This window comes from Methylobacterium sp. OAE515, from assembly GCF_041806315.1.
GTDB lineage: Bacteria > Pseudomonadota > Alphaproteobacteria > Rhizobiales > Beijerinckiaceae > Methylobacterium > Methylobacterium tardum.
Genome location: NZ_JBGMUV010000001.1, coordinates 2,769,513 through 2,795,061 on the forward strand (window position 1 = coordinate 2,769,513; position 25,549 = coordinate 2,795,061).

Below are 25,549 nucleotides of genomic sequence, written 5' to 3' on the forward strand. Positions count from 1 at the left end.
CCCGCGTCGCCGATCAGGCCCGGGCTGCGGCTCTATTGACCGAATCGGGTCCGATTTCGGCCCGGACGATGACGCGCCGCACGCAGGGCTGCGCGTCAGAGCTCTGAGGCTGATCGAGGACCGCTCTAATACAGCGCCGGCACGAAGACGTTTGGAATCTGGAAGCCGCTGAAGACGAGCCGACCATCCACCAGCCGGAGCGGCGGCAGCGCCTTCAGAGGTGCGCTGCCGCTCGGCGCCTCCGCGTCGGGCCGCCGGCCGAGGCCCAGAAGGCCGCCGACCAGCTGGCCGACCAGCGCACCCCTGTCGGAGCCGAAGCGCTGGCCGACGATGCTGCCGACCAGAGCGTCGACGCCGGCCGCCCGCAGGTCGATCTGGCCCGCCGGCCGATGGGCGGCGTCGAGAGCGAGAGTTCCCTTGGCCTGCACGCGCTGATCACCCTTGGCGAGCGAGAGCGCGGTGAGATCCAGGGTACCCCCGGCCTGCCGCCAGCGCTCAAGCTCGCGCGCCACCGTTCCGGTCCGCAGCACCGTGGCTTGCGTCAGGATCGCGTCCAGAGCGAGATCGGCCGGGTCGCGGTTGCCAGTGAGGGCATCGAGTTGCGGCACGGCCGCCTGGGTCAGACGCAGGCTCACATCAACGGCGCCCTCGGACTCGTAGCGGCCGGGTGTCGGTCTGGCATGCAGCTCCAGGTGCCGGCCCGTGACTGCGATCGGGCCGGGTTCGGCGCCCTTCACGGTGATGTCGGGGTTGTCCACGACCAGCGAAGCGCGGGTGAAGCCCTCCGCGGCGCCGTGGAAGCTGCCCTGCAGGCCCTTCCAGACGGCGTCGCCGATCAGGTCGCCCTGCTCGACGTGGAACGGGCCGGCGCTCTCGAACAAGACCAAGCGGGGCTGGTAGATCTGCGCGACCGCGGTGCTCGGGCCGAGCCGGAACCGCCCGTCGGTGCGCTCCAGGGTCACGGCGCTGCAGCGCAGCTCGATGCGGAACGGGTAGCCGCCGAGGGTGCGGTCAGCACAGGTCCAGGTGCGGCCGGCGGCCGCCTCGCGGGCCATCCAGGCATCGATCTCGCCGGCGGCGCGCCCGCGGATCCAGAACCAGCCGGCAGACCATCCGACCGCCACAAGGGCCAGCAGGATGTAGGGGAGAAACAGCCCGAGGCGGGAGCGCCGCTTGCCCTGCGCCGGCGGCGTCGAAGCTATATCGTCCGGCCGCGTCCGATCCTGCACCATGCGTTCCGCTCCCCGACCCGATCCCCGCAGGGTCATCGCGGCCTCGGCTTGAGGCCACGCAAGGGGCGAAACTGGGGCAGTGCCGGGCCCGGTCGACCGCAGCAGGCGGCGATCGGCCTCCGCGCGCCGGTTTTTACGGTCAGACCTGCGCCGGCTCGACGCTGTCGACCTGAAGATCCTCGACGATCGCCACCCGCTCGGCTTCGTTCTCGGCCAGCCGGTGCACGTGCATCTCGGTGGCTCCCCGACGGCGCACCCGGTCGAGCCAGGTCCGCCGCAGGTGCTCGCGCGGGCTCTCGCTGGAGCTGGCGACCGAGACCATCTCGGCGATGCCGGCATTGTCGCGGCGCACCGCGATCACCACGGCCTGCGCCATCTCGTCGAGGTCGAAGCCCCCGGCGGGATGGACGCCCACGACGTAGCGACGGCCGGAGCGGCCGCGCCAGGCCGAGAGGGGAAGGGCGGGCGAGCCGCGCAGGCCCGCCGTGGTCTTGAGGCGTTCTTCACGCACATCCTGCCTCCGCGTGCGATCGTCCTTCAGGTCGCGAAGCGCGGCCGACCAGGACAGGGCTCTTCTGTTCGCCATTTGTTCCAACCTAGCGCGCGCTATCCACAGGCGTCAAGCGCGACGTTCCTAGGAATAGATGTGGGACTTACACCCGCTATCCACAAGCCGGGTCGGCCGGTTCGATGCAGGGGGTGGCAAGCCGATCAGCGGCGCGGTGCGGCCGCCGCAGGGGCCTCGGATGCCGGTTCCGCGTGACCTGCGGCGGCGAGCCCGTGGATCCCACCGTCGACGAGGGCGTTCGACGCGGTCTCGAGCCGCTCCTGCGCCAATGCCTGGAACTCCTGCCGGGGCAGACCCGGCGGGATCGGCGGCAGGAACTCGATCACAGCCGTTCCTGGACGGCGCAGGAGGCTGTTACGGGACCAGAACAGGCCGGTGTTCAGCGCCACGGGTACGCAGGGGACCTGCAGGGCCGTGTAGAGGTGCGACAGGCCTTGCTTGTAGGCCGGCGGCGCCCCGACTGGGCGGCGGGTTCCCTCGGGGAAGATGATGAGCCGGCGTCCCTGCCGAATCGCCTCGCCGGCGGCGGCGTTCATCAGGCTCATCGCCCGGGTGCCCTTGGACCGATCGATCGCCACCATGCCGCTGCGGGACAGGTACCAGCCGATCAGCGGGATGAGCAGCAGCTCCTTCTTCAGGATGTAAGCGAAGTCCGGCAGCACGGTGCAGAGCGCCAGCGTCTCCAGGGCCGACTGGTGCTTGGCCGCCACCAGCAGCGGCCCCGGCGGGATGTTGTTCAGCCCGCGGAACTCGACCCGCGTGCCGGCGACGACGCGCAGCAGCCAGAGTGTGATCCGCCCCCAGGCGCGGGCGAGCCGCAGAACCGACCGGCCGGAGACCAGCATGGGCAGGCCGATAAAGGCCAGGACCGTGGTGACGGCATAAAAGCAGATGTTGAAGACGAGGGAGCGCAGGGCGAGCATCGGGAACCGTATCGTGGCGACTCCCTGTAGCGCGCCCGCCCGTCCGCGGCCAAGGGCGGTGTCGCCGGGACCGGTCAGGCGTCCTCGGCCCAGCGGCGGCCGCGGGTGAAGCCGGCGCGCCGGCCGGCCACGAGCCAGTAGACCAACCCGGCGCTCGCGCCGACGACGAACAGGATCAGGGTCAGGCGCGCCTCAGCGGCCAGGAGGCCGGCATCGCGCGTCCCGCCCCCCGCCCGGACGGCGCCGCGGGTCAGCCAGGGGAGGGCGGCGGTCAGCAGGCCGCAACCGGCGCCGTACCACACGAGGCCGCGTCGCCCGAGCACTTCGCCGCCGAGACCGACCAGGGCCGGCGGTACGAACAGCAGGACGAACAGCGCCTTGGCGAGACCGGCGACGAACAGCACCACCCCTTCCGGCGGGAGCCCGGCCGACAGGTCCGACAGGGCCATGTCGAGGCCGGCCAGCGCCCCGCCGGTCAGCCAGGCCTGCGCGGCCGGATCGACCAGCACCGCCAGGACCAGCACGGCGAAGCCCGCCGGGACGGCGAGAAGGAGGGCGAAGGCCCCGAGGATCAGGCGGCCGAGGAGGTGCATGCCGGACAGCCTCTACACCGGGTGCACCCTCCCGTCGCGCGAAAGCCCGCCCGATCGGCGCAGGATCAGACGGGCTTTCCGAAACGGCGCGGCGCGTCAGCCGTGGGCGGGTGCAGCGTCGCCGTGGTCGCCGTGGCTGTGCTTCTTCCGGAACCGGCCGAGCCAGATCGAGAAGTGCCGGATCACCACGTAGAAGACCGGCGTCAGGAACAGGCCGAAGAAGGTCGCACCGATCATCCCGAAGAACACCGCGGTGCCGAGCGCCTGGCGCATCTCGGCGCCGGGGCCGGTGGCGATGACCAGCGGCAGGGTGCCGAGGATGAACGCGAAGGCGGTCATCAGGATCGGGCGCAAGCGCAGGCGGCAGGCTTCGACCGCCGCCTCAACCGGGCCGCGGTGCTCCCGCTGCTCGATGTCGTGCGCGAACTCGACGATCAGGATCGCGTTCTTGGCAGCCAGGCCGATGAGCACGATCAGGCCGATCTGCGTCAGGATGTTGTTGTCCTGGCCGCGGAACTGCACGCCCGCGAGCGCGGCGAGCACCCCGGTCGGCACCACGAGCAGGATCGCGAGCGGGAGCGCCCACGATTCGTACTGCGCGGCGAGCACGAGGAAGACCAGCAGCACGCCCAGGGCGAAGACGGCGCCGGCGGTCCCGCTCGCGGCCTTCTGCTGGTAGGCGATCTCGGTCCAGTCGTACGAGTAGCCGTCGGGCAGGGCCTTCTTGGCGATCTGCTCCATGGCGTCCAGCGCCTGACCGGTCGAGACGCCGGGCTTGGCCACGCCCTGCACCGGGACCGAGTAGTACAGGTTGAAGCGCTGCACGATCTGCGGCCCGGTCACGTCCCGCACCGAGGCGAGCGTTCCCATCGGCACCAGCGCGCCGGTGGAGGAGCGCACCTTGATCTGCGAAATATCCTGGATCGACGTCCGGAAGGCGGCGTCGCCCTGCAGGCGCACCTGGTAGATGCGGCCCAGCGTGTTGAAGTCGTTCACGTAGGTGCCGCCGAGATCCGCCTGGACCGACGAGAACACGTTGGCGAGCGGCACGTTCAGCATCCGCGCGATGGTGCGGTCGATGTCGAGGAAGAGCTGCGGCGTCGAGTTGTCGAAGGTCGTGAAGACGCGCTGCACGTCCGCGCTCTGGTTGGCCTGAGCGATCACCTCACCGGCCGCGGCCATGAGCGGGCCGATCTCCGACGATTGCCGGCTCTCGATCTGCATCTTGAAGCCGCCGCCGTTGCCGAGGCCACGGACCGGCGGCGGCGGGATCACGATCACCCGGGCTTCCTGGATGTCCGAGGTGGCCTTCAGCACGTCGCCGGTAATCACGGCTGCGCTCCGACCCACTTCCGCCCGTTCCTTCGCTCCCTTCAGGGTCAGGAACATCACGCCGGCATTGGTCGTGTTGGTGAAGGTCGCGCCGTCGAAGCCCGCGATGATCACCGCGTTGGCCACGCCGTCGACCGTGCGGGCCTGCTTGGCGGCGCGCAGGATCACGTCCGTCGTGCGGTCGAGGGATGCGCCCGAGGGCAGCTGGACCACGCCGATCAGGTAGCCCTGGTCCTGGTCCGGGATGAAGCCCGTGGGCGTCGTCTGCGCGAGGTGCAGCGTTCCGGCGATCACCGCCGCGTAGATCAGCAGCATCACGCCGAGACCCACGATGCCGCCGGTCAGGACACGGATCGTCCGGCCGTAGGCGTTCGAGGTCGCGTCGAAGGCGCGGTTGAAGCCGTTCGCCAGCCAATTGATGAACCGCGTCAGGAAGAACTTCGGCTCCTTCCGGGCGTGATGCGGCACCAGCAGCAGCTTACACAGCGCCGGCGACAGGGTCAGCGAGTTGAAGGCCGAGATCAGGGTCGAGGCCGCGATGGTCAGCGCGAACTGCTTGTAGAACTGGCCCGAGATGCCTGGGATGAACGCCGTCGGCACGAACACCGCGGCGAGCACCAGCGCGATCGCGATGACCGCGCCGCCGACCTCGTCCATGGTCTTGTGCGCAGCGTCGCCCGGCGACAGGCCCTCGGCCATATTGCGCTCGACGTTCTCTACCACCACGATGGCGTCGTCGACCACGATGCCGATGGCGAGCACCAGCCCGAACAGGGTCAGGTTGTTCAGCGAGAAGCCGAAGGCCGCCATCGCCGCGAAGGTGCCGATCAGTGAGACCGGGATCGCGATCACCGGGATCAGCGCGGTCCGCCAGCTCTGGAGGAAGACCAGCACCACGATGACGACGAGGCCGACCGCCTCGAACAGGGTCTTATAGACCTCGTGGATCGATTCCTCGATGAACTCCGTCGGGTTGTAGGCGATGCGGTACTCGACGTCGGGCGGGAATCGCTTCTTGACCTCCTCCATCACCTTCTTGACCGACGCCGCCGCGTCCAGCGCGTTGGTGCCGGGGCGCTGGAAGGCGCCGATGCCCACCGCCGGCGTGTCGTTGAGGTAGGAGTTGGTCGTGTAGTCCTTCTGGCCCATCTCGACGCGGGCGATGTCCTTGACCCGGACAAGGCGGCCGTCCTGGGCCTTGATGATCACCTCGGCGAACTGCTCGGGCGTCTTGAACCGCGCCTGCGATTGCACGACGAGCTGGAACGCCTCGCTCTTGGCCGCGGGCGGGCCGTTCAGCTGGCCGGCCGCCACCTGCACGTTCTGCTCCTGCAGCGCCGTAGTGACGTCGGTGACCGAGAGGCCGTAGGCGGCGAGCTTGTTGGGATCGACCCAGATCCGCTCGGCGTACTCGTTACCGCCGAAGATCGTGATGTCGCCGACGCCGTCGAGGCGCAGCAGCTCGTCGCGGATGTTCAGGTAGATGTAGTTGGCGAGGTAATTCTGGTCGTAGGTCTTGTTCGGCGAGAGCAGGTGCACGACCAGCATCAGGTCGGGGGAGGCCTTGCGCACGGTGACGCCGAGGTTGCGCACGTCCGGCGGCAGGCGGGGCTGGGCCACCGAGAGACGGTTCTGCACCAGCACGTTGGCGATATCGAGGTTGGTGCCGACCTTGAAGGTCACGGTCAGCAGCATGTTGCCGTCGTTGGTCGACAACGACGTCATGTAGAGCATGTTGTCGACGCCGTTGACCTCCTGCTCGATCGGGGTCGCGATCGTGGCGGCAACGGTCTCGGCGTTGGCGCCCGGATAGGAGGCGCGCACGGTCACGGTCGGCGGCACGATCTCGGGATACTGCGAGACCGGCAGGCTCTCGTAGGCCACGAAGCCGAGGATTAGGAACACGATCGACGTGACGGACGCGAAGATCGGCCTGTCGACGAAGAAATGGGCGAAACGCATCGGTCAAACCTCTGAGGCCCGCCGGTCTCCCGGCCGGGGCCCTGCGTCGTCGGTGCGGGGCGCGCCGTGCGGCGCGCTCGAAGGCAGTCGTCGTGAGCCGTTCAGGCTCACGTCTTGCTCGGGGGCAGCTCGATGGTGTCGGGCGCCACCTTCGCGCCCGCGCGGACCCGCGAAAGGCCGTTGACCACCACGGTCTCGTCGCCCTTCAGCCCGGACTGGATCACCCGGTAGCCATCGACCTTCGGCCCCAGCACCACGTCCTTCTGCTGGATCACGTTGTCGGGCCCGACGATGTAGACGATCCGCTTGTCCTGGTTCGCCGCCACCGCTTCGTCGGGAAGCATGATCCCCTGGGACGGCTTGGTGGCTGGCATCGAGACGATGCCGAACAGGCCCGGCTTGATGAACAGGTCGGCGTTCGGGACGGTCGCGCGCAGCAGGATCGTGCCGGTGGCAGTGTCGACGCGGTTGTCGACGAAGTCGAGGGTGCCCTTGCGGCTCGGCTTCGCCTCGCCGGAGAGAGCGATCAGGATCGGCACGCCCTTGCCCTGCTGGGTCTGGCCCATGCCGATGCCGAGGCTGTTCTGGTACTTGAGGAACGATTTCTCGTCGACGGTGAAGCTGAAATAGATCGGATCGAGCGACACGATCGTGGTCAGCATCGTTTGGTCGGCACTGACGATGTTGCCCTCGGTGACGAGACGGCGGCTGATCCGGCCGTTGATCGGCGCCTTCACCTCGCTGAAGTCGTAGTTCAGCTGCGCGTTGTTGAGGGCGGCCTGCGCGCTGTCGACGTCGGCCTGGGCGGTCTGCGAGGCCTGTCGGCGCTGGTCGGTGACCTGCTCGGAGATGTTGCCGCTGCGCGACAGGGTCTGCGCGCGCTCCAGGTCGGTCTGCGAGAAGGATTGCCGGGCCTTCGCGGAGGCCAGCGCCGCCTGCGCCTGCTCCAGCGCCGCCTTGTAGGGGCGCCGGTCGATGACGAACAGCAGGTCACCCTTCTTTACGGTCTGGCCATCCGTGAAGTTGATCTTCTCCAGGTACCCGGTGACGCGGGCGCGAACCTCGACGTAGTCGATCGGGTCGAAACGGCCGGTATACTGATCCTGCTCGACGATCTGCCGCACGACCGGCTTTGCCACGGTCACCTTGGGCGGCGGACCGCCCGGGGCCTGTGCGTGCGCAGGCGTCGCGATGGGACCTGCCGCCAATCCGGCGGTCAGTCCTGACAATACGGTGAGAAGGCTGGGAAGCCGGCTGCGCATCGGGTCCTGCTGTCGGTTGGCCGACCCATCGGTCGCGCCGAGCGTGACGATTGTTCCGCCGCTGGGGCGCCCTAACCCGCACGAAACGATGTTGCTTGTGCGCGAGCGCACATCACGGGGCCGTGAGCCGGATTGTTCCAGCGATCTATTCGATCGTTTCGCCGGCGCCGTACCAGTCCTTGAAGCCGCCCTTGTAGTGTTCGGTGATGGCGACGCCGGCATTCTGCGCCGCCATGAGCGCGTGAACCGAACGTACCCCGGACGCGCAGGAGAAGACGGGCCGCCGCCCATCATCGGCGATCAGTGCGGCCACGGCCTGCGGATCGAAGCTGGAGAGCGGATGCGAGACGGCGCCCGGGATGTGTCCGGCCTCGTATTCATGCGGCTCGCGCACATCGATCACCAACATCGAGCCATCGCTCAACCCACGCTTGATCGTTTCACGATCGAGGTCGACCACCTGCATCGGCAGGATCTCCGTTACGCCCGGTCGCCGCGTGATCTGCGGACTGACGCTTTTCCTTATTCGTCAGGGTAGGATGGTGCAACTCGGAGGTCTGTCGCGGCGAGGCGGCGGTCACAGGGCGTTGAGGGTCGGTCCGACGGCGTCGAAATGGGCCGCCCAATCCGGCGGCACGTAGCCCTCGAGACGCCCGGCCAGCTCCGTCCGCAGCTCCGAGCCCGGGCGCGCGAGAGCCTCGATGGACGCCAGCCAGCCGGGACCGTCCAGCGGATCGCGAAACAGCGCGAAGCCCTCGGCGATCTCGCGATGAACGCGGATGTCGGACGCGATCACCGGCAGGCCGGAGGCCGCAGCCTCGACCACCGGAATACCGTAGCCTTCGGTGAACGAGGGCATCAGCAGCGCGGTGCAGCTGCGCATCAGCGCGGCGAGGCCGTGCGTCGAGAGCCCCGTGACCTCGATCGTGTGCGCCTGCACGCCGGGGCACCGCTCCAGCATGTCGATGGCGCTCTCGGCCTCCCAGCCGCGTCGCCCGACCACGACGAGGCGGGGCGTGGCGGCGCCGAGGCGTTCGGCCAGCTGCCGCCAGATCTGGAACAGGAGCAGGTGGTTCTTGCGCGATTCGATCGTGCCGCAGACCACGAAGGTGGGGCGATCGGTCCGAAATCGCGGTCCGGTCCGACCGAAGGCGGCCTCGACCCCGAGATGGCCGACAGCCAGGGGCGGCCGCCCGAACCCCTCGGCCGCGAGGAAATCGAGGGTGCGTTCGCCGGTGTCCACCGAGTTCACCAGGATCGCGGCGGCGTGGCGACCGATCGTGCGCATCCGCGCCCGGTGGCGGTCGGCCTCGCCGGCCCGACCGTATTCCGGGTGGGTGATCGGGATCAGGTCGTGGACGAAGAACGCCGCCCGGATATCCGGGCGCGTATAGAGCCAGTCGAACCGGCGCGGGTTGTCGAGGCGCAGGTGGGAGGTGTGCAGATAGAGCGTGTCGCGCGGCAGGGCCGCGATCGGGCGGCTGCGCAACGCGATGTCGGCGGTCGTCCGCGCCTGGATGCGGCGCCGGTCGGAGGCACCGATCCGCGTGCCGGACACCCGCGCAGTCGCACCGGAGGCCACGTCCGGATCGCCGCATCGCGCGGCCAGCCGTCGATAGACCGGGTCCGAGGCCGCATCCCGGTCCTCGACCCAGCCGGCGGCTACGGTCTCGACGATGGCGCGCGCCTGGTCACGGTCGAGGACGCGCGGTCCCAGTCCCGTCGAAACGACGCCGAAACCGGGGCCCGACCGATCGAGAAAGGCGCGTGCGTAAGCAAGGTCGACGCGATCGATCCCGGAGGGGCTCGCATGACGCAGGCGCGTGACGAGGCGCGTGAGATCGAAGGCGATCGGTCGGTCCGTCATGATCCTCGAGCGGAAAGGGGGAATGGCGAACCCCTACCGGCCCAGGGCGGCGAGGGCCAGAGCTTCCGGCACGCGGGACATCCGAGAAGGGGTTGCACCGCGCGAGTGTGAAGGCTAAGAGCGCCGGGCCTTCGCGGCGTCGGAGTGTAGCGCAGCCCGGTTAGCGCACTAGTCTGGGGGACTAGGGGTCGTGGGTTCGAATCCCGCCACTCCGACCATTAAGGCCCTTGATCTACAAGGGTTTTACCGCCGAGAGCATCACATCAGCCAGTAAGCCGATGCGGAACGGAGGGTGCACGTGGGGACCTGGGGTCGCCAAAACCACCCACGGAATCCCCCACGGTCTGTTCTTGGTTGGTGCGCATCGCGATCCTGCTGGCGCATCCGGTGACGGGATGAGCGAAAGCCACGATCCGATCTTCGAGGCCGTGGATGCGCGGGCTCATGGCCTCAAAGTCGAGCCGTGGAGCAAGAGCTATCCGCTGTGGCTGGTCGATGGTGAGATGCTGACAGACAGCGACCTTTTGGCTTTGGCTATCCGGCTAGGGCTGATGGACTCGCCCGGAGGCCTGCAATAGCCGACCGGCATGCCCTCCGAACCGAAGGCCCCGATTCGCGGCCGTCACCTCGAAGCACTGCGCGCGGTCGCCGAGAACCCGGGCGGGCTGCGGCAGGAGGCCTACCCAACCGTCATGCCGATCCTGCAGGAGCTCGGCTACGTCGAGGAGCGCGCGACCCGGGGTCGAACCGGCCGGCGTGCGTGGCACCTCACGAGGGCCGGGCGAGAGCTGCTGATCGTGCTCGGCATCCCAGCGAGCGCCGAGTGACCGACGAGCAGAAGGGCTACCTGCAGGCGCTGGCCGACGTCCGCTCCTGGCACCGTCGGCAGATCGCTCAGGCACTCAGCGACGTGCGAGCCGCGCTGGTTCACGAGCAGGCCATCGCCTACTTCGACCTACTGATCGCCACGAAGACGCAGCACGCGGCCGAGGATGAGGTGGAGCGGCAACGGGCAGGCACGGACCAGGGGGTTGCGGACGCTTCGCTCAAGCGTCTGCGACGGGGGGACTGACGCGCACATCGACGCTGCAGACGTTCGTGCCGGACTCGTTCAGAACCTCAAGGCGCCAAGCGTCGCCGAGCTTCCGCCGATGCGCCTCGTCCCGCAGGAGTTCACCTGCCAGCTGTACCGCGGCAAGTCGTGCAGCGTCATAGCTGGTCAGCTCAGTTCCTTCAGCGTCGAGCTCGCTGCGGCCGTCGTGGACGTTGAAGAAATAACGCGGCACCCGCGCCTCCATACCGGCTCCAAGACGAACGAACGTAGGCCTATGCAAGCCTGTATGTCTAATCTTACATAGGTTAGTCTTCCAGTTTTCACCGGGCGCGGATCACTGATCGCAGGATCATCAGCGAACCCGCGCCGCGAAGTCCCAGACCGGCGGCCCCCAGGTCTGCCCAGGCTTCGTCCGGTAGCCGCTAAAGCGGTCGAACACGATCCGGTCGGGCTCGACGCCCACGACCGGCCGCTCGTTGACCATCAGCGCGCCGGCATATTCCACGCGCAGGAAGCCGTGCTCCGGATGGACACCGAACAGCTGTTCCGCGGTCCAGCCGAGCCGGTGCGCCTCGGCGCCATGCTGGTCGAGGAAAGCCAGCGCGTTCTCGCGCATCGCCTTCCACTTCGCCGGCAGGAGATACCGGCACGGCGAGGCGTGCTCGGACAAACGCTCGATCTGGTCGCGCCAGGTGGCGACGGCGGACGGGAGGTCAGACATGCCGGCGGGCTACGGCCGAATGGTTGCCGTCCCACTAATCTTTCGCTCGGCCCCGCCCCGATCTGCTCACGGGGCGGGGGAGCGTCCAATCTTACCAATGGATGTAGCGCTTCAGGCGGATCGCGGCCTCGAAGGTCGCATCCCTATTATCGCCCCAGACCGACTCGATACGCTCTGGAACTCCGGCCATCGATAGATGGAGGAAGGTCCGCGCATCCCTGCCGTTGATCTCGCCTTGCTCAATCATTACCGCCAAGCGGCCGAGAAGCTCTACAACGCGATAGGCCTTATGACCGTCGTCAGGGTTCTCAAGAATATCAGCCCACCGAACCTTTTTCTCAGTGCGACGCCAAACTAAGTCTCGCGCCGCTACCATCTCATAAGTGCTCCATTCCTGCACAATTGCGATCAGAGTTGAGCGACGCCGATTGCGTTTCTCAAGACGGAACGCCCACCATGCAAGCAGCGCTGGCCCAGCAGCCTGTATCATGGAACCGACAATTTCGACTCGCGTAACGTACTCCCAGAAGCCACAAGCGCCGCTAAACAAAGCCATATTAATTGCCTGACCACACCGAAAGTATCTTAGCGCGTCTTACATCGACTGTACTTTTTTCGCAATTGGAACGAGAAAGCCTTGCGCGGCGGTGCCGGCGGGGCTGAAGGTGCGGGGCGGCCGTCCAAGCTGCCGATCGCGGGCTGGTCGTCTCCCGCCAGGCGCACGGGCCCGGGCGGAGGATCCCGGCATGGTTCATCACGCAGGAAGGGCGCGACCATCTCGCAGAAATTGATGCGAGCAAGCCGGGTGCGCGGACCGGGCTGCCGCTGGCCTAGCGATTGGCACCGGCTCAGCTAGCACCGCTCGCGGTTGAGTCGATCACATGCGAGGCGGATCTGTCCTCGATCGCTGCGTCGAATGTTAGGGTGGCGAACGCCAAGTTCACTGGCAAAGGTATAAAGTGAAGAATGTTAGCCCTTCGGCGTTTTTGAGCGGTGCCGTGTCGGTGCGGTTTGCCGCCCGATCCGCTGCTGCTGCTTTTTGGCTTGGCGTTCTTGCTGGCGTCGCTGCTGTCTGCTCGGGCCTGATCGTTCTTCAGGTCGCGACTGTTGGCCCTCTTCAACCGTTCCGGTTGATTGTGGCTCCGATGCAGTGCCCAGGCCCGGATAGGGCGCAGCATTAGTCATATAGACGTGACCCTGATCGACCAGCTGGTTCCAGTTCATAGTGCCTTTTGTGTTCTGTGAGCAGCTGGCGACCAAATAAAGAAGCAACGCAGCGACCGTCGCCATACCTCCTCGTCTTGCCGCAGATGCAGTTAGCTCCGCAAGTTGTGGAGATGCTTCTTGGAGAGGGGCGATAACCTCCTCAATGCTCTTGTTTTCTTGAGCGGCTTTAAGTGCTTGCCTTAATGCTTTCAGCTTTGTCTGCGTGTCCGAAGTCGCATATTTTATAGTCGTATTATCTTCTGAGAAAGAGAATGAGCCGTCCAGCCCGGGAGCATCTCCTCCACATTCTGGACACCTGAATATAAATCCTCGAGCGTTATTTATAGTGATATGCTCAAATTGAACATCTGACAGAAAAATATGACCGCATCTCTCACACTGGGCTGGAAGGCCGGGCATGCTTTGTCTCCCTTGAAGAGCACAAAACCACGCATGGCGGATCAATGTCGAGTCACCACCGCAGAACGCAAAAGGCCGCGCGCGGCGATGCCAGGGCTGTAACGGCGAAAGGCGCCCCAGCCGAAGCCAGGGCGCCCAGGGCACTGTGAAGTAGAGTGTGAAGCGGGCGGTCAGTGCATCAGGCCGACCTTGGTGAGGATCACCATGCCGAAGGTGCCGACGGCGCCGACCACAGCGCCCCAGACCCGCTTATCCATCGTGTCCATGCGCTTCTCGACGCCATCGATGCGCTCGTGGATCGCCCGGTTATCCTTCTCGATCTCCGAGCGCGGGACGAAGGTCGCGATCGCCTGCATCACGTTGGTGTGCCGCGCCTCGGCCGCGGTTTGCGCCGCCTTATTCGCCTCGACGAGAGAGGTCTGCCGCTCCTCGATGCGCGCGAGGGCGATCAGGATGCGCATTTCGGGGTTGGCGTCGGCGCCCCCTTCGTGACCGGCGGACATGGCAAGGGGGTTCCTGGAGGTTCGAGCGCGACAGAGCAGGCCTTCACCGAGGCCGGGCGGGATGGGCGGCGGGACGCGCTCGGCGACGCCCTCCGCGATCAGATCGAGGGCCTTGCGCGGTACGGCTGGTCGACGGACGCGGCGTGGCTTCTCATCGGACATGGTCGGGCGTCCCGGGATGCCCCTCTCCCTCCCCGGGAGAGGGAGGGTCAGGCCTTCAGCAGGCGGGCGGCGCCGGCACGGGCCAGCGTGGTGAGCGGCGAGGACACGAAGAAGGCGGTCAGGATCGTCGCCTCGATCGTCGCGTAGTCACCGGGCAGGCCGGCGACCTTCCATGCCCCGACTTCGTGCCAGCCGTAGAACGGCAGCCACCACGGCATGCTGTCGGCGCAGATCGCTCCGAAATGTGCCGCCGCCGGTAGGCCGATGCAGTAGATCAGGCCCTTGAAGGCTGGCGCGATCGCGACCCGCGCCTGGTTGGCTGCGATCTCGGCCTGGAGCGTCTGCACCGCCACGTCGCGGTTGGCGTTCTGACCGTTCTGGATGGTCTGGACGAGCGGCCCGATGACGTTCGAGCCGAGGACCTTGATCAGGCCGCCGCCCACCCAGCCGAAGATGGTGCCGAGGATCCCGAGCATCAGCGCGACCCTCCGACGGCGTCGTGGTCGTGGCCCTGCATTGGCGGGGTCGTGGTGTAGGCGCGCAGGACGATGCCGACCAGGAAGCACCCGGCGACGATGGCCTTCGTCGCCCCGTCCGGAAGCCCGAGGTCGAGCAGCAGCTGGCGGAAGTCGACGGCGTGCAGCGCGTCGAGCAGCGTCAGCAGGAAGGCCGGCGTGAAGAAGATGAAGGTGCGCCAGCCTCGAAGGCGGCGCCACAGCACGCGGGCACGATGGAAGCGAGCGGGCGACATCAGGCGGCCTTTCGTCCGAGGAACAGGTCTTTCAGGCGGGTGAGCAGCCCGGGCTTGGCGGGTGTGACGGCCGCCGGCTTCGCGCCCGTCATCGGCGCGAGCGGGTCGGGCTGCTTGGCCGGGACAGGCGCGGGCCCAGCAAGCGCCTTCACGAGCGTACGGTCGCCGCGGCGCGCGTAGACCTTGGCGCCGTCGTAGGAGGCGAGGGCGGCTTGGTCCCGCTCGCCCTGCCTGCGCGAGATGATCGCGGCCGGCTTGTTCCACATCAGGAACGCCTCGATCGCCGCCGGCAGGTTGCCGGCATTGGCGAGCCGGACCACGCTCGAGTGCGCGAAGCCGACCGGGCCGATGTTGTAGGCGAGGCTCACGCAAGCATCGAAGAACGGCTGCGGCACCGGCCGGCTCAGCGCGGCGCGGACCGGAGCGGCATACTTCTCCACCGCGGCAGCGAAGAGCGCGTCGGACTGAGCCGGGGTAATCTTCAGGCCGGGCACCACCTTGATCAGACCGGAGGCGGTCGTGATCCCGGTGCCGATCGTCCAGGTGCCGACGCTGTCCTTGTAGGCGGTCAGCACGTTGCCTTCGCGCCCCTCCAGGGCGGCGCGTCCGATGGGCGACACGTCCATGATGGGCTCCTGATCAGCCGAGGATGGCGAGGTGGACGCGGCCGACGCCCGACAGGCCGATGGCCCGGGCCGCGCCGCGCGAGAGGTCGATCGCCCGTCCGGCGATGAAGGGGCCGCGGTCGTTGATCCGCACGACCACCGAGCGGCCGCCGTAGGTCACCCGCACGAGGGTCCCGAACGGGAGCGTCCGATGCGCCGCGGTCAGGCCGTCGGGCACGAAGTGCTCGCCGTTCGCGGTGCGACGGCCGGAGCCGTACCAGGAGGCGGTCTCGGCCTGGGCGCACGGGACCGATCCCGCGAGCACGAGGCACGCGAGGGCGGCCCGCGCCGGGGAGCGCAGGGGCATCAGGACCTCTGAGAGGTGAGCTTAGGAGGGGACCTTAGGCGGTCAGCGCAGGTTGGCGGACGCGAAGAAGGCGTCGAGCGCGTCCGGCGTGGTGATCCCGAAGGAGGCCGCCAGGATCGGGGTCAGCTCGTGGTTGCGCGGGAAGATCGTCGTCCCGGCCAGGAACAGGAGCACGCGCGTCTTCCGCTCCGGATCCGTGACGGACTGCTGAACCGCCGCGATCAGCGACTGCGGGATCTTGCCCTGGCCGACCCACGCCATCGCGTCGTCGTTGGAGATGATGCCGCGCGTCGCCGCCTCGCCCGCGAACTGGTAGTCCTTCACGGACAGCACCTGGGGCGGGGGTGGGGGCGAGAACGTCAGCGCGGCCGGATCGAACAGCTGCTCTGTGAACAGGTTGTGCGGGTCGGTGATGCTCGGGTCGACGCCGTCGATTTCGATCAGCCGCTGGTTGGTCGGGAACATCATGCTGGTGTCCCGGAACACCGACTTCACGATCTCCAGGCCGGTTGCGGGATCGGGCAGCGCTGCGGCCACGACGGCGTTCTCCGCGAAGGGCTCTTCCTTCCGGAAATCGTAGAAGTCGAGGCCGTCGGTCTCACGCTTCAGGAACACGACCGTCCCGCCGATCGTGACCAGGTCCTGGGCCCATTCCGGCAGGGGATCGGGCTTGTACGGCTTCCAGGTGCCGTGATCCTTCACGATGTAGGTCATTGTCGCTCCGGACGATCAGGAGGCCGCGCCGACAGTCACCCAACCCTGGCTGGGGATGTACATCTGCAAGTATCGGTAGCGGTGCGAGAAGTCTGCGCAGGCGCCGGTGCCGAGCCCGAGATCGTACGTCCAGTGGTCGCACATCATCGCGTAGCCGCCGAACGCACCGATGAACGTTCCGGTCCCAGGCATATAGTTGGTGTTCATGTCTCCGGCGTAGACATACCGCATGCTCTGCACGCAGTTGTTCGTATAATTGAAGGCCTGCTGCTGCGCGTTCGCCAAGGCGCGGGTTTCAATACGGGTATTCAGATCCCCGAACTGCGCGGTCGCGATCGACCCGTCCGGGCCGATGGAAAAGTAATCCGCGCCGTTGTCGAGGTTGACCCAGTGCAGCCGCTTGTCAGGCTGGAGCTGCCAGCCGGCATGCAGGACGCCCTGCGACAGGAAGATGAGCGTGGGGATGGCTTCCTGGAGGGTCAGATCGCCGGTCATCGTGCCGCCATTCCTCGGCACGGCGGCTCCGAGCACCGCTGAGATGATGCTGGGCGTGCTTGCGATGATCTGACCCTGCGCCAGGGCGGTCACCTCGCTCGGCAAAATGTCGAGGATGCAGATCTGCGAGAGCGCCCCGCCCGCGCCCGTGAAGGAGTGCCCGAGAAGGAGGTACGGGCGGCCGACGACGACGTCGTTGTCGACGATCGGAAAGCCGTCCGCACGCGTGACAGGCGCAGGAGCTGCGCCGTCGATCGCGAGCTTCAACGGGGCCGCCGCCATCCCGAGCGGCGTGGCGCCAAAAATCACGCGCACCGAGAAGGGCTTCGTGATCGCCGCCGGGATGCCGTTCACGCCGGTCGCGAGGTCGATCAGCCCCTCGTTCGTCGACACCGCGTAGACGTTGTTCGCCCCCGGCATCGCCAGCAGGGTCGCGAGATCGTCGTCGCGGGCACGCGCCACGGTCGCCATCAGGCCGCGGATCGCGCCCAGCACCGTGTTTGCGGGACGGCCGGGCCGCAGGTCCGCGTTCGGATCCGACGAGCCGTTGTCGGCGGCCGTTTCGGACCAGTGGTGCGGTCCACTCATGAGTCGGTCCTCATCGGCTGAAGCGGTGCGAGCCCGAAGGCGAGAAGCGATGCGGGGTTCGCGAGTGACGGGGCGCCGGCACCCAGCACCTGGGCGCTGCCGTCGGCCGGCGCCGCGCTGAGCTGCATCGGGCCCGACAAGCCGAAGCCGGCAGGCGCGGAGGCAGCCCCAGGCAGCGTCATCGGCGAGCCGCTCGGCGCGGTGGGAGCCGGTGCCTTCGGAATGCCGTCGACCTGACCGACCCACTTCGACGCGAAGTCCCTGGCGAGCGTGTCGGGCGTACCGCCGTTGCCAGCCGCCGCCCTCCCGAGCCCGAGGCTGCCCATGGTGGCGTCCGGATTCGCCAGGATCTTCCCAGCGCCGACCGCGCCCTGCTGATGGGCCAGATACATCTCACCGTCGGTCGGGGTCCGGCCGAGGGCGTTGGTCAGCGACTTCTCGTTCGTCTGCGTCAGCTGCGCGGCCGCGTTGGACGAGGCGACAGGATCGAACGGGTTGCCAAGCCCGAACGCCTTGGCCGTGCGCGGCATGAACTGAAAGAGCCCCGCCGCGCTGCCGTTGCGGGCGTTCGGGTCGCCGGTGGACTCGATCTGTGCGACGCGCGGCAGGTAATCCGGCCGCGACCAATTCAAGCCGCTGCGCTCTGCCGCCGCCTGTATCGCGGCGGCGACCTCTGGGGACATCGGCATGTGCGGGAGCGTCCTGAAACGCAAAAGGCCCGCGCGATGGCGGGCCTTCTCGGGTCGGGCGCACAGCGCTCGCGACGGTGACGGTTTCGACGGTTTGGCCCGTCGGGTCAAGTATTGGAGCGCTGACGAAAGCTCGGCCGCATGCTACGTTGCGGTATGCCTCTCGCTCGCCTCGCCCTCGTCGTTTTCCTCATCCCGACAGGAGCGGTGGCGGCCGGTCTCACCGGCACCTTCGAGCACAAGGAAGACGGCTACGAGCAGGGCGTCGAGGTGAAGGCCGCGGGCGGCGGTTTCATCGGCGACTTCTCCACCGCCTCGAACCGCGGATGCGGCGGCGGGGTGAAGATGAAGGGCCGCGCCACCGGCCCATCCACCGTCGTGTTCAGCAAGACCGAGGAAGGGCAGGTCTGCCGTATCACCGCCCGCTACGCCGACGGCTTCCGGTCCGTAGCCCTTGAGGAGGACGGCTGCACGCTCTGGCACGGCGCCTCGTGCGAGTTCCAAGGGACCCTTAAGCGCACCGGGCGATAGCTGGCCGCACAACTGCGGGGTGTGGCCGCAGCGCCATCGACGGAAGCTTGGCCGATCGCATAGGTTGTGGCATGCGCCGAAACCAGACCACGCTCATCTTGGCGTCCGCTCTGCTCTCCATCGCTTCTCCAGCGACTGCGCAGCGTGGCGGCTTTCCGCAGCCGCTCATCGGTCTCTGGGCAGAGTCGCCGATCACGTGCGACCTACTGAAGCGATCGCCGGCAAATGCCCCATCTGACCGTTCGTGGGTGCGGATCAGCCCCGAAACCGTCAGCGGAACGACGAGCGGCCGTTTTCTCAGGGTGCTTGGTCCACGCGCCGCGCAGACGACGGACGACAAGCTCTCGACGATCACTATCGATTTCGAGCTGCGCCGAGGGGACATCCTGTTCGAGACGGTGACTGGTGCGCGGGCCTCGATGCAGTACATGCGGTGCCGGTGACAGATATGCCCCGCTGGCTCCAGATCTTGCTCGTCGCTGCTCTACCCGTGAGCGCCCTCATTGTGGCATCCGCCAACCGGTGGGAGATGACGCACTTCGAGAAGAGCGCCAGCCTGGGATGGGACAGCTTCTACCTGCTGGACCGTTGGACGGGACACATCCAGGCATGCACCGTTCTGCCGGCCCAAGGTGAGCAACAGCCCCCTCGCGCCACCTGTCAGGGTCTGAACTGATGCCGACCCGCACCCAGATCGTCGTCTGTTGGTTTGCCTTCACCGGCGCCATGGCGCTGCTGTCCATCTTGCTGCACGCCATCGTGCCGCCGGTGATGACCAGCCTGCAGAACGCTATTGGGGTCCGCACCCTCGGCGTCCTGATGCTGATCGGCTGGCTTGGGCTGGCAGTCTACGCCTACCGCCCCCTACTGCGCAGCTGGCTGGCGCGCCGGCGCGGCACCTCCGTTCGCCAACGCTAACAGGCGGTTCGTGAACAGCTCGGCGTTCTTGCTGCCGGGCGGGGACTTCGCGAGCGCCCGCAGGTCCGGAAGCGCCTTCGGATCGAACATCAGCCGAGCTACGGCCTCGCCCGAGTTCAGCATCCGGGTCCGCATCATCGCGTCGCCAACGCCATGCTTGAGGCCGACGGCAGCGCCCGCGATGCCGCCCTTCACGCCGCCCGCGATCGTCCCGGCAGCCGCACCCGTCAGCGCGTCGGACACGACCTGCCCGACATGCGTCTTGCCCGACGCGAACTCCTTCTGGATCGCGTGATTGAACGCGGTGTCCGAGCCCTTCTGCGGCCGATAGGCGGTCGCCTTCAGGGTCGTCAACAACCCGTCGAGCGCCTTCCAGCGAGTCTCGCCCTCGGGAAGCGCCTTCATCACCTCCTGGAGGTTCCGGTAGCGCTGCGGGTGCTCGCTCACCGCGGAGGCGAAGATCGAGCCGCCGTATTGCGCGGGCAGGCCGCGCTTCTCGGCGGTCGCCGCGTTGAACGTACTCTCGAGGTAGTGCCGCGCCAGCATCTGAGCCGACCGCGGGTCGTTGCGAACCAGCGCCTGCATGGCGCTCGCGATCTCACCGTGGCTGGATGGCTCGGCCGAGAACAACACGCTGGTGGCGTGCTTCACGTCCGGGCGCTGAGCGATCTGACCGAGAGGCGAAGCCGCGACGCGCTCCATCCCGTCGTGCGCGAACACGAGGTTCGAAAGACGGTCACGCACCTCCGGCAGCTGGTCGAGCACATCGGCATGCTCGCGCATCGCACCGCGGAGAGCGTCGGCTGTCCGGATGCCGTCTTGGCCCACCGCCCGGTCGAGGATCTGCGTCTCGACATGGCGGCCGAGGGCGCCGCGCGATGCGGGCGCGGGCTGGGCGAGCATCTCACGCGCTGCGGTCGGACCGCTGACGATGCCCGGCACCTGCTCGGCTGGCGTGGCCATGCGGCCGGTCAGGTCGTCACGGCGGACCACACGGCCAAGCGGGTTATTGCCGGTGAACGGCTCCAGGGGTGCGGAGTTGGCCGCGAAGTTCGCATCGGCCGTCGCCACCTCCGGCACGGTCTTCAACTGCGCATCGAGCGCGGCGCGCGTGGCCTGGAGGTCGCGGACCTTCGTGGCGTCGCCGATGTCCTGCGCGGCGCGGATGCTGAAGTCGAGGCGCTCGCGGGCGTGCAGCAGTCCGGCGACGCTCATGTCGAGGTCGCCGCCGGGTTCGCGGAGATCTCGCCCGGCGGCCGTTAGGGCACCTCGCACATCTCCCTTCGCGGTTCGACCCTGCTCAGCCACCGCCGCCAGCGCCGGACGGGGATCGACCTGCCCGAACCGCACGTCCGGTATCTCTTCCGTGATGGTCGGCGTCTTCACGAACGGTGCGGGCTGCTCCCGCATCGCGCCGATCGTGCGCTCGAAGGCGTCGAGCGGTTCGGCAGTCTCACCGCGCATCAAGGCGCCGAGCGTCCGGGACCGGATGTCCGGATGCACGCTGTTCGGGTCGATACCGGCCGCGCGGAGATCCCCGTTCAACCTGGTCTCGGCGTGCGAGAGGGCAGCGGCATATTCGTCGCCGAGTTGCCCAGCGCTCGGCCCGGCGCCCATCGAGCGGTTCGAGCCGATCGGGAACGAAGGGAAACCGCGCTGCTCGTTCTGGAGCTTCCGGAGCAGCTCGGACGAAATATCCCGAGCCATGCCGCCGTCGGCGTCGGGCCGGAAGTAACCCTCCTCGATCAGCCGCTCGCGCCAGAAGTTGTCGATTGACTTGCCACCTTGGCGGGCGACGTTCCCGAGACCGGGGATGTTGAACTTGTGCAGGTCGGTGGCGAGCACGTCGCCTTCGAGCGGCAAGCCGCCGTTCTGGGCAACGAACCGCCCGAGGCTCATCGGGCCGGCTTCCTGGACAGCGCCATCGGAGCGTCCGGGCGGCGGCCCGAGCGGACCGGGCGCGCCATCCCCGAACTGCGGACGGCTGTACTGCTGCTGCGTCACGATCGGCTCGCCGGGACGCTCGACCGTGGCCGTGCGCTCGATACCGACAGTCTCAGGGGCTGCCCGGGCGGCGCGATAGTCGACGTCGGCCTGCGCGGCGCGCCGGGCCTCCAAGCCGTCGGCGACCCCGCGCAACTCGTTCTGGATCGTCTGTCCTGCCTGCTCCGGCGTGATCCGGGGGCCGGTCGCGGCGCGGGCGTTCGAGAGCGCCATGCCCTGCGGCGTCTGCGCGACACCCTGCTGGGCCGCCCGCCGCACATCGAAGCCGAGATCGGTCGGGCTGGTCGGCTCCGGGCCGATCCGGTCGAACAGGGCGCGCCCCGCATTGTCGACCTGCGCGGGCCGGGCCGCGTAGAACTCGCCCGCGATCTGTCCGCCCTCGCCCCCGGAGTTTGCCGCCACGCGGGCGAGCTGAGAGGCGCGCGTGGCCTTGCCGCCCGTGGCTGCGTTCAGCGCCTCGTCGACCGAGATACCGACCGGTCCCCCGGGCGCGTTCGCCGCGGCGTCGCGGATCGCCTGGGCCGATGCCAGCTCGGACTCCGACAGGCCGTGTGCCGCCTCGCGCAGCAGATGCATCCCCGGCTCGCCGCCGGTGATCGCGCGCCACGCCTTCCCGACACCGGCCCCCACGGCGGGCCCGGCGAGACCGAGACCACCGCCGATCGCGGCGCCCTTCTCGATTTCCCCGAGATCACCGCCCGAGCGCACCGCGGAATCCGCAGCGCCCAGGGCGGCACCCGTGACGCCGGAGGCCGCCATCCGCACGGGCAGCGCCGCGCCTGACGCCCCGAACGCGGCGGGAGCCGCCATGACGAGCGGAGCCGTGCCGACAACGCCACCGCCGACATGCCCGGCGATGTCCGCGATGGGATGCTCCTCGGCGGTGCGCCTGCCGAAATCCTCGACGGCCTTCAGCTCGTCGCTGTACCGGCTGTCGTTCTTCAGGGCCCGGATGCCGGCGACGGCGCGGTTCACGCCGGCCAGCATGTACGGGCCGGCGACAGGCACGCCATCAATGATGCCGCGCCCGATCGCGGCCGCCTCGTCGCCCGGCTGGCCGGCGGTGGGTGCGTCGGTGAACCCGCGGTGCATGGCCGCGAGGTCAGCGTCCGAGACCTTCGACAGGTCGACCTTTGGGGCCGAACCCGGCTCCGGCTTCGGCGCGGGCGTGCCGGCGTAGAGCTGCTGCAGCTCGTCGTCGGAGAGCTTCGAGAGATCCATCAGCGCATCATCCCGCGGCGGCGCATCTCAGCCTCGACCGCGGACCTGTCGGGCGCGGCCGGACGGTACTGGTAGATCTCCGGCTGCTCGACCTTAAAGAATCCGGCACGCTGCGCGGTCTCAGGGGTCGCGAACCGGTCCACGCTCGCGTTGTGGTGGGCGATCGTGTTCTTGGCGAGGATCTCCTGCGCCTCGATGCCGGCGCGCAGGGCCGCCTCGACGCTGGATCGATCGCCCGAGGAGATCGTCTTGCCGAGCTGCAGATCCATGTTGGTCGTGTGCCCGGACTGCGAGATCGCCTTGGCCAATTCGGCGCTCTTCTGGGTAGCGGCCTGGTCGAAGAGCTGCGACTGCGTCACGTAGCTGTCCGGGATGCCCAGAACCTGCGCCGCGACGGCGCGAGCCTGCGTTCGCCAGTCCGCTCCAGCGCCCGAGACGATACCCTTGTCGATCGCTTCCTTCTGGCGGTTGATGGCAGCAATCGTACCGATCGCGCCCTCGGCCTTCGCACGGCTCTCCGTGATCGCCTTCACGGCCGCCTGATCCAGCTCGGCGTTGGCCTTCTGCGGCAGCTGGTTCGTGCCCTGCGTCAGGGCGACGTGGGGCATCCCCTTCTCATCGTAGGCACCCGGTGTGCCCGGCGGCGTCCCGGGCGGCGGTTCGATCACGCGGCCGTCTGCCCCGGTCGTACCCCAGACCCGCGCGCCGCCCGTCGCGGGGGCGACATGGGTCAGCGCAGCCGGACCATCGGGCTCGCCGATACGGGACTTGTTCACCCCGACGATCGATCCATCCGGACGGGTGATGATCTGCACATCGTCTTTCGTTCCGGCGGCGGAACCCTCGGCCTGCGCCTGCGCCTCGCCCTTGATCCGGTCGAGCGGCTTGGCACCGCCCTCCATCGAACCGGCGGCGGTCGCGCGCGCCTCGGCTTGCATCTGCTCCGGCGTCTTCGGCATGCCGTGCGTCGGATCGCGCAGGATCTGGAGAGCGGTGGTCACATTCCCGCTGTTCGTCGCCATCGCGGCGAGCTCGGCGTCCGACAGGTTCGGGTAGGCACGCTTCAGGATCTGGGCGTTGCCGGTGAGTGCGGCCTGCTCCCGCGCCAGCTTCGCACGCTCCAGGTCGGCCTTCGCGCCGCTCTGACTCACGGACAACGCGTTCTGGAGGCCGCGACCCAGCCCCTCTCCGAAGTTCCCACCCTGCAGGATGCCGGCGCCCATCGCGATCAGCTGATCCGCGAGACCGGACTGGTTCATGCGCCGCAGCGCACCGCCGAGGTCGAAGCCACCAGAGCTCTGCGGCGTCTGCGACGGGACAGGTGCCGCAACGGGCTTCGGCGAGCCGGACACGGTCTGCCCGGTCAGCGGGTCGAAGCTGTTGACCGGCGACATGCCGGCATCGAGCGCGGACAACTCGGAGGGCCGAGCGGGCGGCGTCGGTCCAGGGCCGGCGGGGGCCAGCGTCGGAGCCGGTGCAGGTGCCTCGGCAGGCACCCGGGCCTGGGTAGCCTGCGGGATGGCACCCGTCGCCTGCGGGCCCGGAGCCGGCGCAGCCTGGGCAACCTGCGGAGGCTGCGGACTGACGATCGTGCCGGACGAGCCCGAGAAGCCATTGTCAGGCGCACCCATGCCGGCGCGGTCGAACAAGAGGCTGTCGACCGGTGAGGGGGCGGCCTGCTGCGGCGGCTGTGCCTGGAGGAGCCGCGCGATCAGGTCCGGCGACAGGCCGTCCAGCAGCGAGGCCGTGTTGGCGCCGAAGGGAATACCGTCGCTCATCCTACTGCCCCTTGGTCTGGCCGGCGAACTGCATCGGATGGAAGAAGCCGAACGGGCGTGGCTTCACGGGACGGAACTGCATCGGGGAGGAGCCGCCTTGCTTCTGGCCGCCCTTGCCGCCGTCTGCGCCCTGGCCAGCACCATCGGTGGTGCTGATGGTACCGTTCGCAGCGACCGAACCTGCGGGCGCGCCGCCGTCGCTCGATCCGCCTGCTGACGGCAGTCCCATTGTGCCACCACCACCCGGCAGGAGCGTGCCTGTTCCACGCGCCTGGGTCACACCGGAGAGACCGAACGCGGCCGGCGCGCTCGACCCACCGGCCGAGGCGGGCAGCTGCATACCGCCGCCGAGGAACTTGTTCGCCCAGGCATAGTGCGGGGCGAACTGCGTGTTGACCTTATCGGCGACCGTGCCCGGCATGCCACCGTTGCCGGCGTCTGATGCGTTGAAGCGCCCGGGCGAGCCCGCGTTGATGGTCGAATAGGCGTTCATCACGCCCATGCCCGGCGTGTAGCCGCGAGCGGTCATGAACTGCTCGGCCTTCAGGAGCTGCTCCTGAAAGCTTTCCCGGCCGGTGACGCCGAACTGCTTCTGCTCGCTCGGCCCGAACTGGATCAGGCCGACATGGCGCCCGCCCGTACCGCCCCATCGCGACGGGTCGCCGCCCGACTCGTAGTGGATGATGCCGCCCCATTCGACCGGCGAAAGGCCGAGGCGTTGTGCGGAGGCGATGAGCGCCTGCTGGTCCGTCATCGGACCGGCACCCGCCGGAGCAGGTGCGCTCGCTTGAGCAGAACCGGCCCCGGCCTGCTGCCGCGGCGCATCCACCGAGATCATCGGCAGGGACACGGAAGCGCCCGAGGCCGGTACATCCGCAGCACCACCACCACCAGCCGCGGGAGCCTGGGGAGCCGGGGCGGCCAACCCGAGCGGGGCAGACACGGGCTGCTGAGCGGCAGCACCGCTACCGGGCTGAGCCCCGGACGCCATCTGCCGGATCGACGCCAGCATGTCGGGGGTGAGCCCGAATGCATCGTCCTGCGATCCCATCGGAGGGATGCTGAAGCCGAACGCCATGGCGT

The 25,549-nt window shown here is 68.4% G+C and carries 29 protein-coding genes and 1 tRNA gene; 7 read left to right on the plus strand and 23 right to left on the minus strand.

Annotated features, from left to right (window positions below):
* Nucleotides 1–125: 125 nt before the first annotated feature.
* The 8 genes from ABIE45_RS13535 to ABIE45_RS13570 all read right to left on the minus strand — a co-directional run bounded on the left by ABIE45_RS13535 (nt 126) and on the right by ABIE45_RS13570 (nt 9,739).
* Nucleotides 126–1,232: a DUF2125 domain-containing protein gene (locus tag ABIE45_RS13535; protein WP_192707185.1), complete on the minus strand. Its 1,107-nt coding sequence runs from the start codon at nt 1,230–1,232 to the stop codon at nt 126–128.
* Nucleotides 1,233–1,371: 139 nt separating this feature from the next.
* Entirely contained in the window at nt 1,372–1,818 is a 447-nt protein-coding gene (locus tag ABIE45_RS13540; protein ID WP_192707186.1) for a hypothetical protein, read from the minus strand.
* Nucleotides 1,819–1,943: 125 nt separating this feature from the next.
* Nucleotides 1,944–2,723: a lysophospholipid acyltransferase family protein gene (locus tag ABIE45_RS13545; protein ID WP_192707187.1), complete on the minus strand. Its 780-nt coding sequence runs from the start codon at nt 2,721–2,723 to the stop codon at nt 1,944–1,946.
* A gap of 74 nt (nt 2,724–2,797) precedes the next feature.
* Nucleotides 2,798–3,316 carry a hypothetical protein gene (locus tag ABIE45_RS13550; protein WP_192707188.1) on the minus strand — a complete coding sequence of 173 codons (519 nt, stop codon included), beginning with the start codon at nt 3,314–3,316 and terminating at the stop codon, nt 2,798–2,800.
* 96 nt (nt 3,317–3,412) lie between these two features.
* A complete protein-coding gene (locus tag ABIE45_RS13555; protein ID WP_192707189.1) occupies nt 3,413–6,610 on the minus strand; it encodes a multidrug efflux RND transporter permease subunit in 3,198 nt (1,065 codons plus the stop codon).
* Between the two features lie 107 nt (nt 6,611–6,717).
* Complete coding sequence (locus ABIE45_RS13560) at nt 6,718–7,872, minus strand: efflux RND transporter periplasmic adaptor subunit (protein ID WP_192707190.1); 1,155 nt, start codon at nt 7,870–7,872, stop codon at nt 6,718–6,720.
* A 145-nt stretch (nt 7,873–8,017) separates the two neighbouring features.
* The gene (locus ABIE45_RS13565) at nt 8,018–8,338 is read right to left on the minus strand and encodes a rhodanese-like domain-containing protein (RefSeq protein WP_192707191.1); all 321 of its coding nucleotides are present in this window, start codon (nt 8,336–8,338) and stop codon (nt 8,018–8,020) included.
* Between the two features lie 111 nt (nt 8,339–8,449).
* Nucleotides 8,450–9,739, minus strand: coding sequence for a glycosyltransferase family 1 protein (locus ABIE45_RS13570; RefSeq protein ID WP_192707192.1), 1,290 nt, complete (start codon nt 9,737–9,739; stop codon nt 8,450–8,452).
* A gap of 140 nt (nt 9,740–9,879) precedes the next feature.
* Here ABIE45_RS13570 and ABIE45_RS13575 point away from each other — a divergent pair.
* From ABIE45_RS13575 to ABIE45_RS13590, 4 genes are all read left to right on the plus strand, one after another.
* Nucleotides 9,880–9,957 (plus strand) — tRNA-Pro (locus ABIE45_RS13575).
* 177 nt (nt 9,958–10,134) lie between these two features.
* The gene (locus ABIE45_RS13580) at nt 10,135–10,317 is read left to right on the plus strand and encodes a hypothetical protein (protein WP_192707193.1); all 183 of its coding nucleotides are present in this window, start codon (nt 10,135–10,137) and stop codon (nt 10,315–10,317) included.
* Nucleotides 10,318–10,326: 9 nt separating this feature from the next.
* Complete coding sequence (locus tag ABIE45_RS13585) at nt 10,327–10,566, plus strand: hypothetical protein (RefSeq protein WP_192707194.1); 240 nt, start codon at nt 10,327–10,329, stop codon at nt 10,564–10,566.
* The gene (locus ABIE45_RS13590) at nt 10,563–10,811 is read left to right on the plus strand and encodes a hypothetical protein (protein ID WP_192707195.1); all 249 of its coding nucleotides are present in this window, start codon (nt 10,563–10,565) and stop codon (nt 10,809–10,811) included. The genes ABIE45_RS13585 and ABIE45_RS13590 overlap by 4 nt, the downstream gene beginning before the upstream one ends.
* On the opposite strand, the gene ABIE45_RS13595 is transcribed toward ABIE45_RS13590, so the two are convergent.
* The 12 genes from ABIE45_RS13595 to ABIE45_RS13650 all read right to left on the minus strand — a co-directional run bounded on the left by ABIE45_RS13595 (nt 10,786) and on the right by ABIE45_RS13650 (nt 18,014).
* Nucleotides 10,786–11,025: a hypothetical protein gene (locus ABIE45_RS13595; protein WP_192707196.1), complete on the minus strand. Its 240-nt coding sequence runs from the start codon at nt 11,023–11,025 to the stop codon at nt 10,786–10,788. The two genes, ABIE45_RS13590 and ABIE45_RS13595, sit on opposite strands and share 26 nt — an antisense overlap.
* Before the next feature lie 120 nt (nt 11,026–11,145).
* Nucleotides 11,146–11,514 carry a hypothetical protein gene (locus ABIE45_RS13600; RefSeq protein ID WP_192707197.1) on the minus strand — a complete coding sequence of 123 codons (369 nt, stop codon included), beginning with the start codon at nt 11,512–11,514 and terminating at the stop codon, nt 11,146–11,148.
* Nucleotides 11,515–11,605: 91 nt separating this feature from the next.
* On the minus strand, nt 11,606–12,004 hold the full coding sequence (locus ABIE45_RS13605; RefSeq protein ID WP_192707198.1) for a hypothetical protein: 399 nt from the start codon (nt 12,002–12,004) through the stop codon (nt 11,606–11,608).
* Nucleotides 12,005–12,483: 479 nt separating this feature from the next.
* On the minus strand, nt 12,484–13,140 hold the full coding sequence (locus ABIE45_RS13610) for a hypothetical protein (RefSeq protein WP_192707199.1): 657 nt from the start codon (nt 13,138–13,140) through the stop codon (nt 12,484–12,486).
* A gap of 170 nt (nt 13,141–13,310) precedes the next feature.
* Nucleotides 13,311–13,643 (minus strand): hypothetical protein, encoded by a 333-nt coding sequence (locus ABIE45_RS13615; RefSeq protein WP_192707200.1) that lies wholly within the window; start codon nt 13,641–13,643, stop codon nt 13,311–13,313.
* A gap of 209 nt (nt 13,644–13,852) precedes the next feature.
* Complete coding sequence (locus ABIE45_RS13620) at nt 13,853–14,281, minus strand: hypothetical protein (RefSeq protein WP_192707201.1); 429 nt, start codon at nt 14,279–14,281, stop codon at nt 13,853–13,855.
* Nucleotides 14,281–14,556: a hypothetical protein gene (locus tag ABIE45_RS13625; RefSeq protein ID WP_192707202.1), complete on the minus strand. Its 276-nt coding sequence runs from the start codon at nt 14,554–14,556 to the stop codon at nt 14,281–14,283. Before ABIE45_RS13625 ends, ABIE45_RS13620 begins: the two co-directional genes overlap by 1 nt.
* The gene (locus tag ABIE45_RS13630; RefSeq protein WP_192707203.1) at nt 14,556–15,182 is read right to left on the minus strand and encodes a glycoside hydrolase family protein; all 627 of its coding nucleotides are present in this window, start codon (nt 15,180–15,182) and stop codon (nt 14,556–14,558) included. Before ABIE45_RS13630 ends, ABIE45_RS13625 begins: the two co-directional genes overlap by 1 nt.
* A gap of 13 nt (nt 15,183–15,195) precedes the next feature.
* Nucleotides 15,196–15,528, minus strand: a complete 333-nt coding sequence (locus ABIE45_RS13635; RefSeq protein WP_192707204.1) for a septal ring lytic transglycosylase RlpA family protein — start codon at nt 15,526–15,528, stop codon at nt 15,196–15,198.
* Nucleotides 15,529–15,570: 42 nt separating this feature from the next.
* Nucleotides 15,571–16,242, minus strand: coding sequence for a hypothetical protein (locus tag ABIE45_RS13640; RefSeq protein WP_192707205.1), 672 nt, complete (start codon nt 16,240–16,242; stop codon nt 15,571–15,573).
* 15 nt (nt 16,243–16,257) lie between these two features.
* Nucleotides 16,258–17,232, minus strand: a complete 975-nt coding sequence (locus tag ABIE45_RS13645) for a hypothetical protein (protein WP_192707206.1) — start codon at nt 17,230–17,232, stop codon at nt 16,258–16,260.
* An 89-nt stretch (nt 17,233–17,321) separates the two neighbouring features.
* The gene (locus ABIE45_RS13650; protein ID WP_192707207.1) at nt 17,322–18,014 is read right to left on the minus strand and encodes a transglycosylase SLT domain-containing protein; all 693 of its coding nucleotides are present in this window, start codon (nt 18,012–18,014) and stop codon (nt 17,322–17,324) included.
* Nucleotides 18,015–18,170: 156 nt separating this feature from the next.
* Between ABIE45_RS13650 and ABIE45_RS13655 the strand changes: the two genes are divergently transcribed.
* The 3 genes from ABIE45_RS13655 (at nt 18,171) to ABIE45_RS13665 (ending at nt 19,463) form a co-directional block, all read left to right on the plus strand.
* Entirely contained in the window at nt 18,171–18,545 is a 375-nt protein-coding gene (locus ABIE45_RS13655) for a hypothetical protein (protein ID WP_192707208.1), read from the plus strand.
* 71 nt (nt 18,546–18,616) lie between these two features.
* Entirely contained in the window at nt 18,617–18,988 is a 372-nt protein-coding gene (locus ABIE45_RS13660) for a hypothetical protein (protein WP_192707209.1), read from the plus strand.
* 232 nt (nt 18,989–19,220) lie between these two features.
* Nucleotides 19,221–19,463: a hypothetical protein gene (locus tag ABIE45_RS13665; RefSeq protein ID WP_192707210.1), complete on the plus strand. Its 243-nt coding sequence runs from the start codon at nt 19,221–19,223 to the stop codon at nt 19,461–19,463.
* Here the strand turns inward: ABIE45_RS13665 and ABIE45_RS13670 are convergent.
* From ABIE45_RS13670 to ABIE45_RS13680, 3 genes are read right to left on the minus strand one after another with little or no spacing between them, the layout of a single operon-like run.
* Nucleotides 19,410–22,688, minus strand: a complete 3,279-nt coding sequence (locus ABIE45_RS13670; RefSeq protein ID WP_192707211.1) for a hypothetical protein — start codon at nt 22,686–22,688, stop codon at nt 19,410–19,412. The genes ABIE45_RS13665 and ABIE45_RS13670 overlap by 54 nt on opposite strands.
* The gene (locus ABIE45_RS13675; protein ID WP_192707212.1) at nt 22,688–24,466 is read right to left on the minus strand and encodes a hypothetical protein; all 1,779 of its coding nucleotides are present in this window, start codon (nt 24,464–24,466) and stop codon (nt 22,688–22,690) included. The genes ABIE45_RS13670 and ABIE45_RS13675 overlap by 1 nt, the downstream gene beginning before the upstream one ends.
* 1 nt (nt 24,467) lies before the next feature.
* Nucleotides 24,468–25,544: a hypothetical protein gene (locus tag ABIE45_RS13680; protein ID WP_192707213.1), complete on the minus strand. Its 1,077-nt coding sequence runs from the start codon at nt 25,542–25,544 to the stop codon at nt 24,468–24,470.
* Nucleotides 25,545–25,549 lie beyond the last annotated feature (5 nt).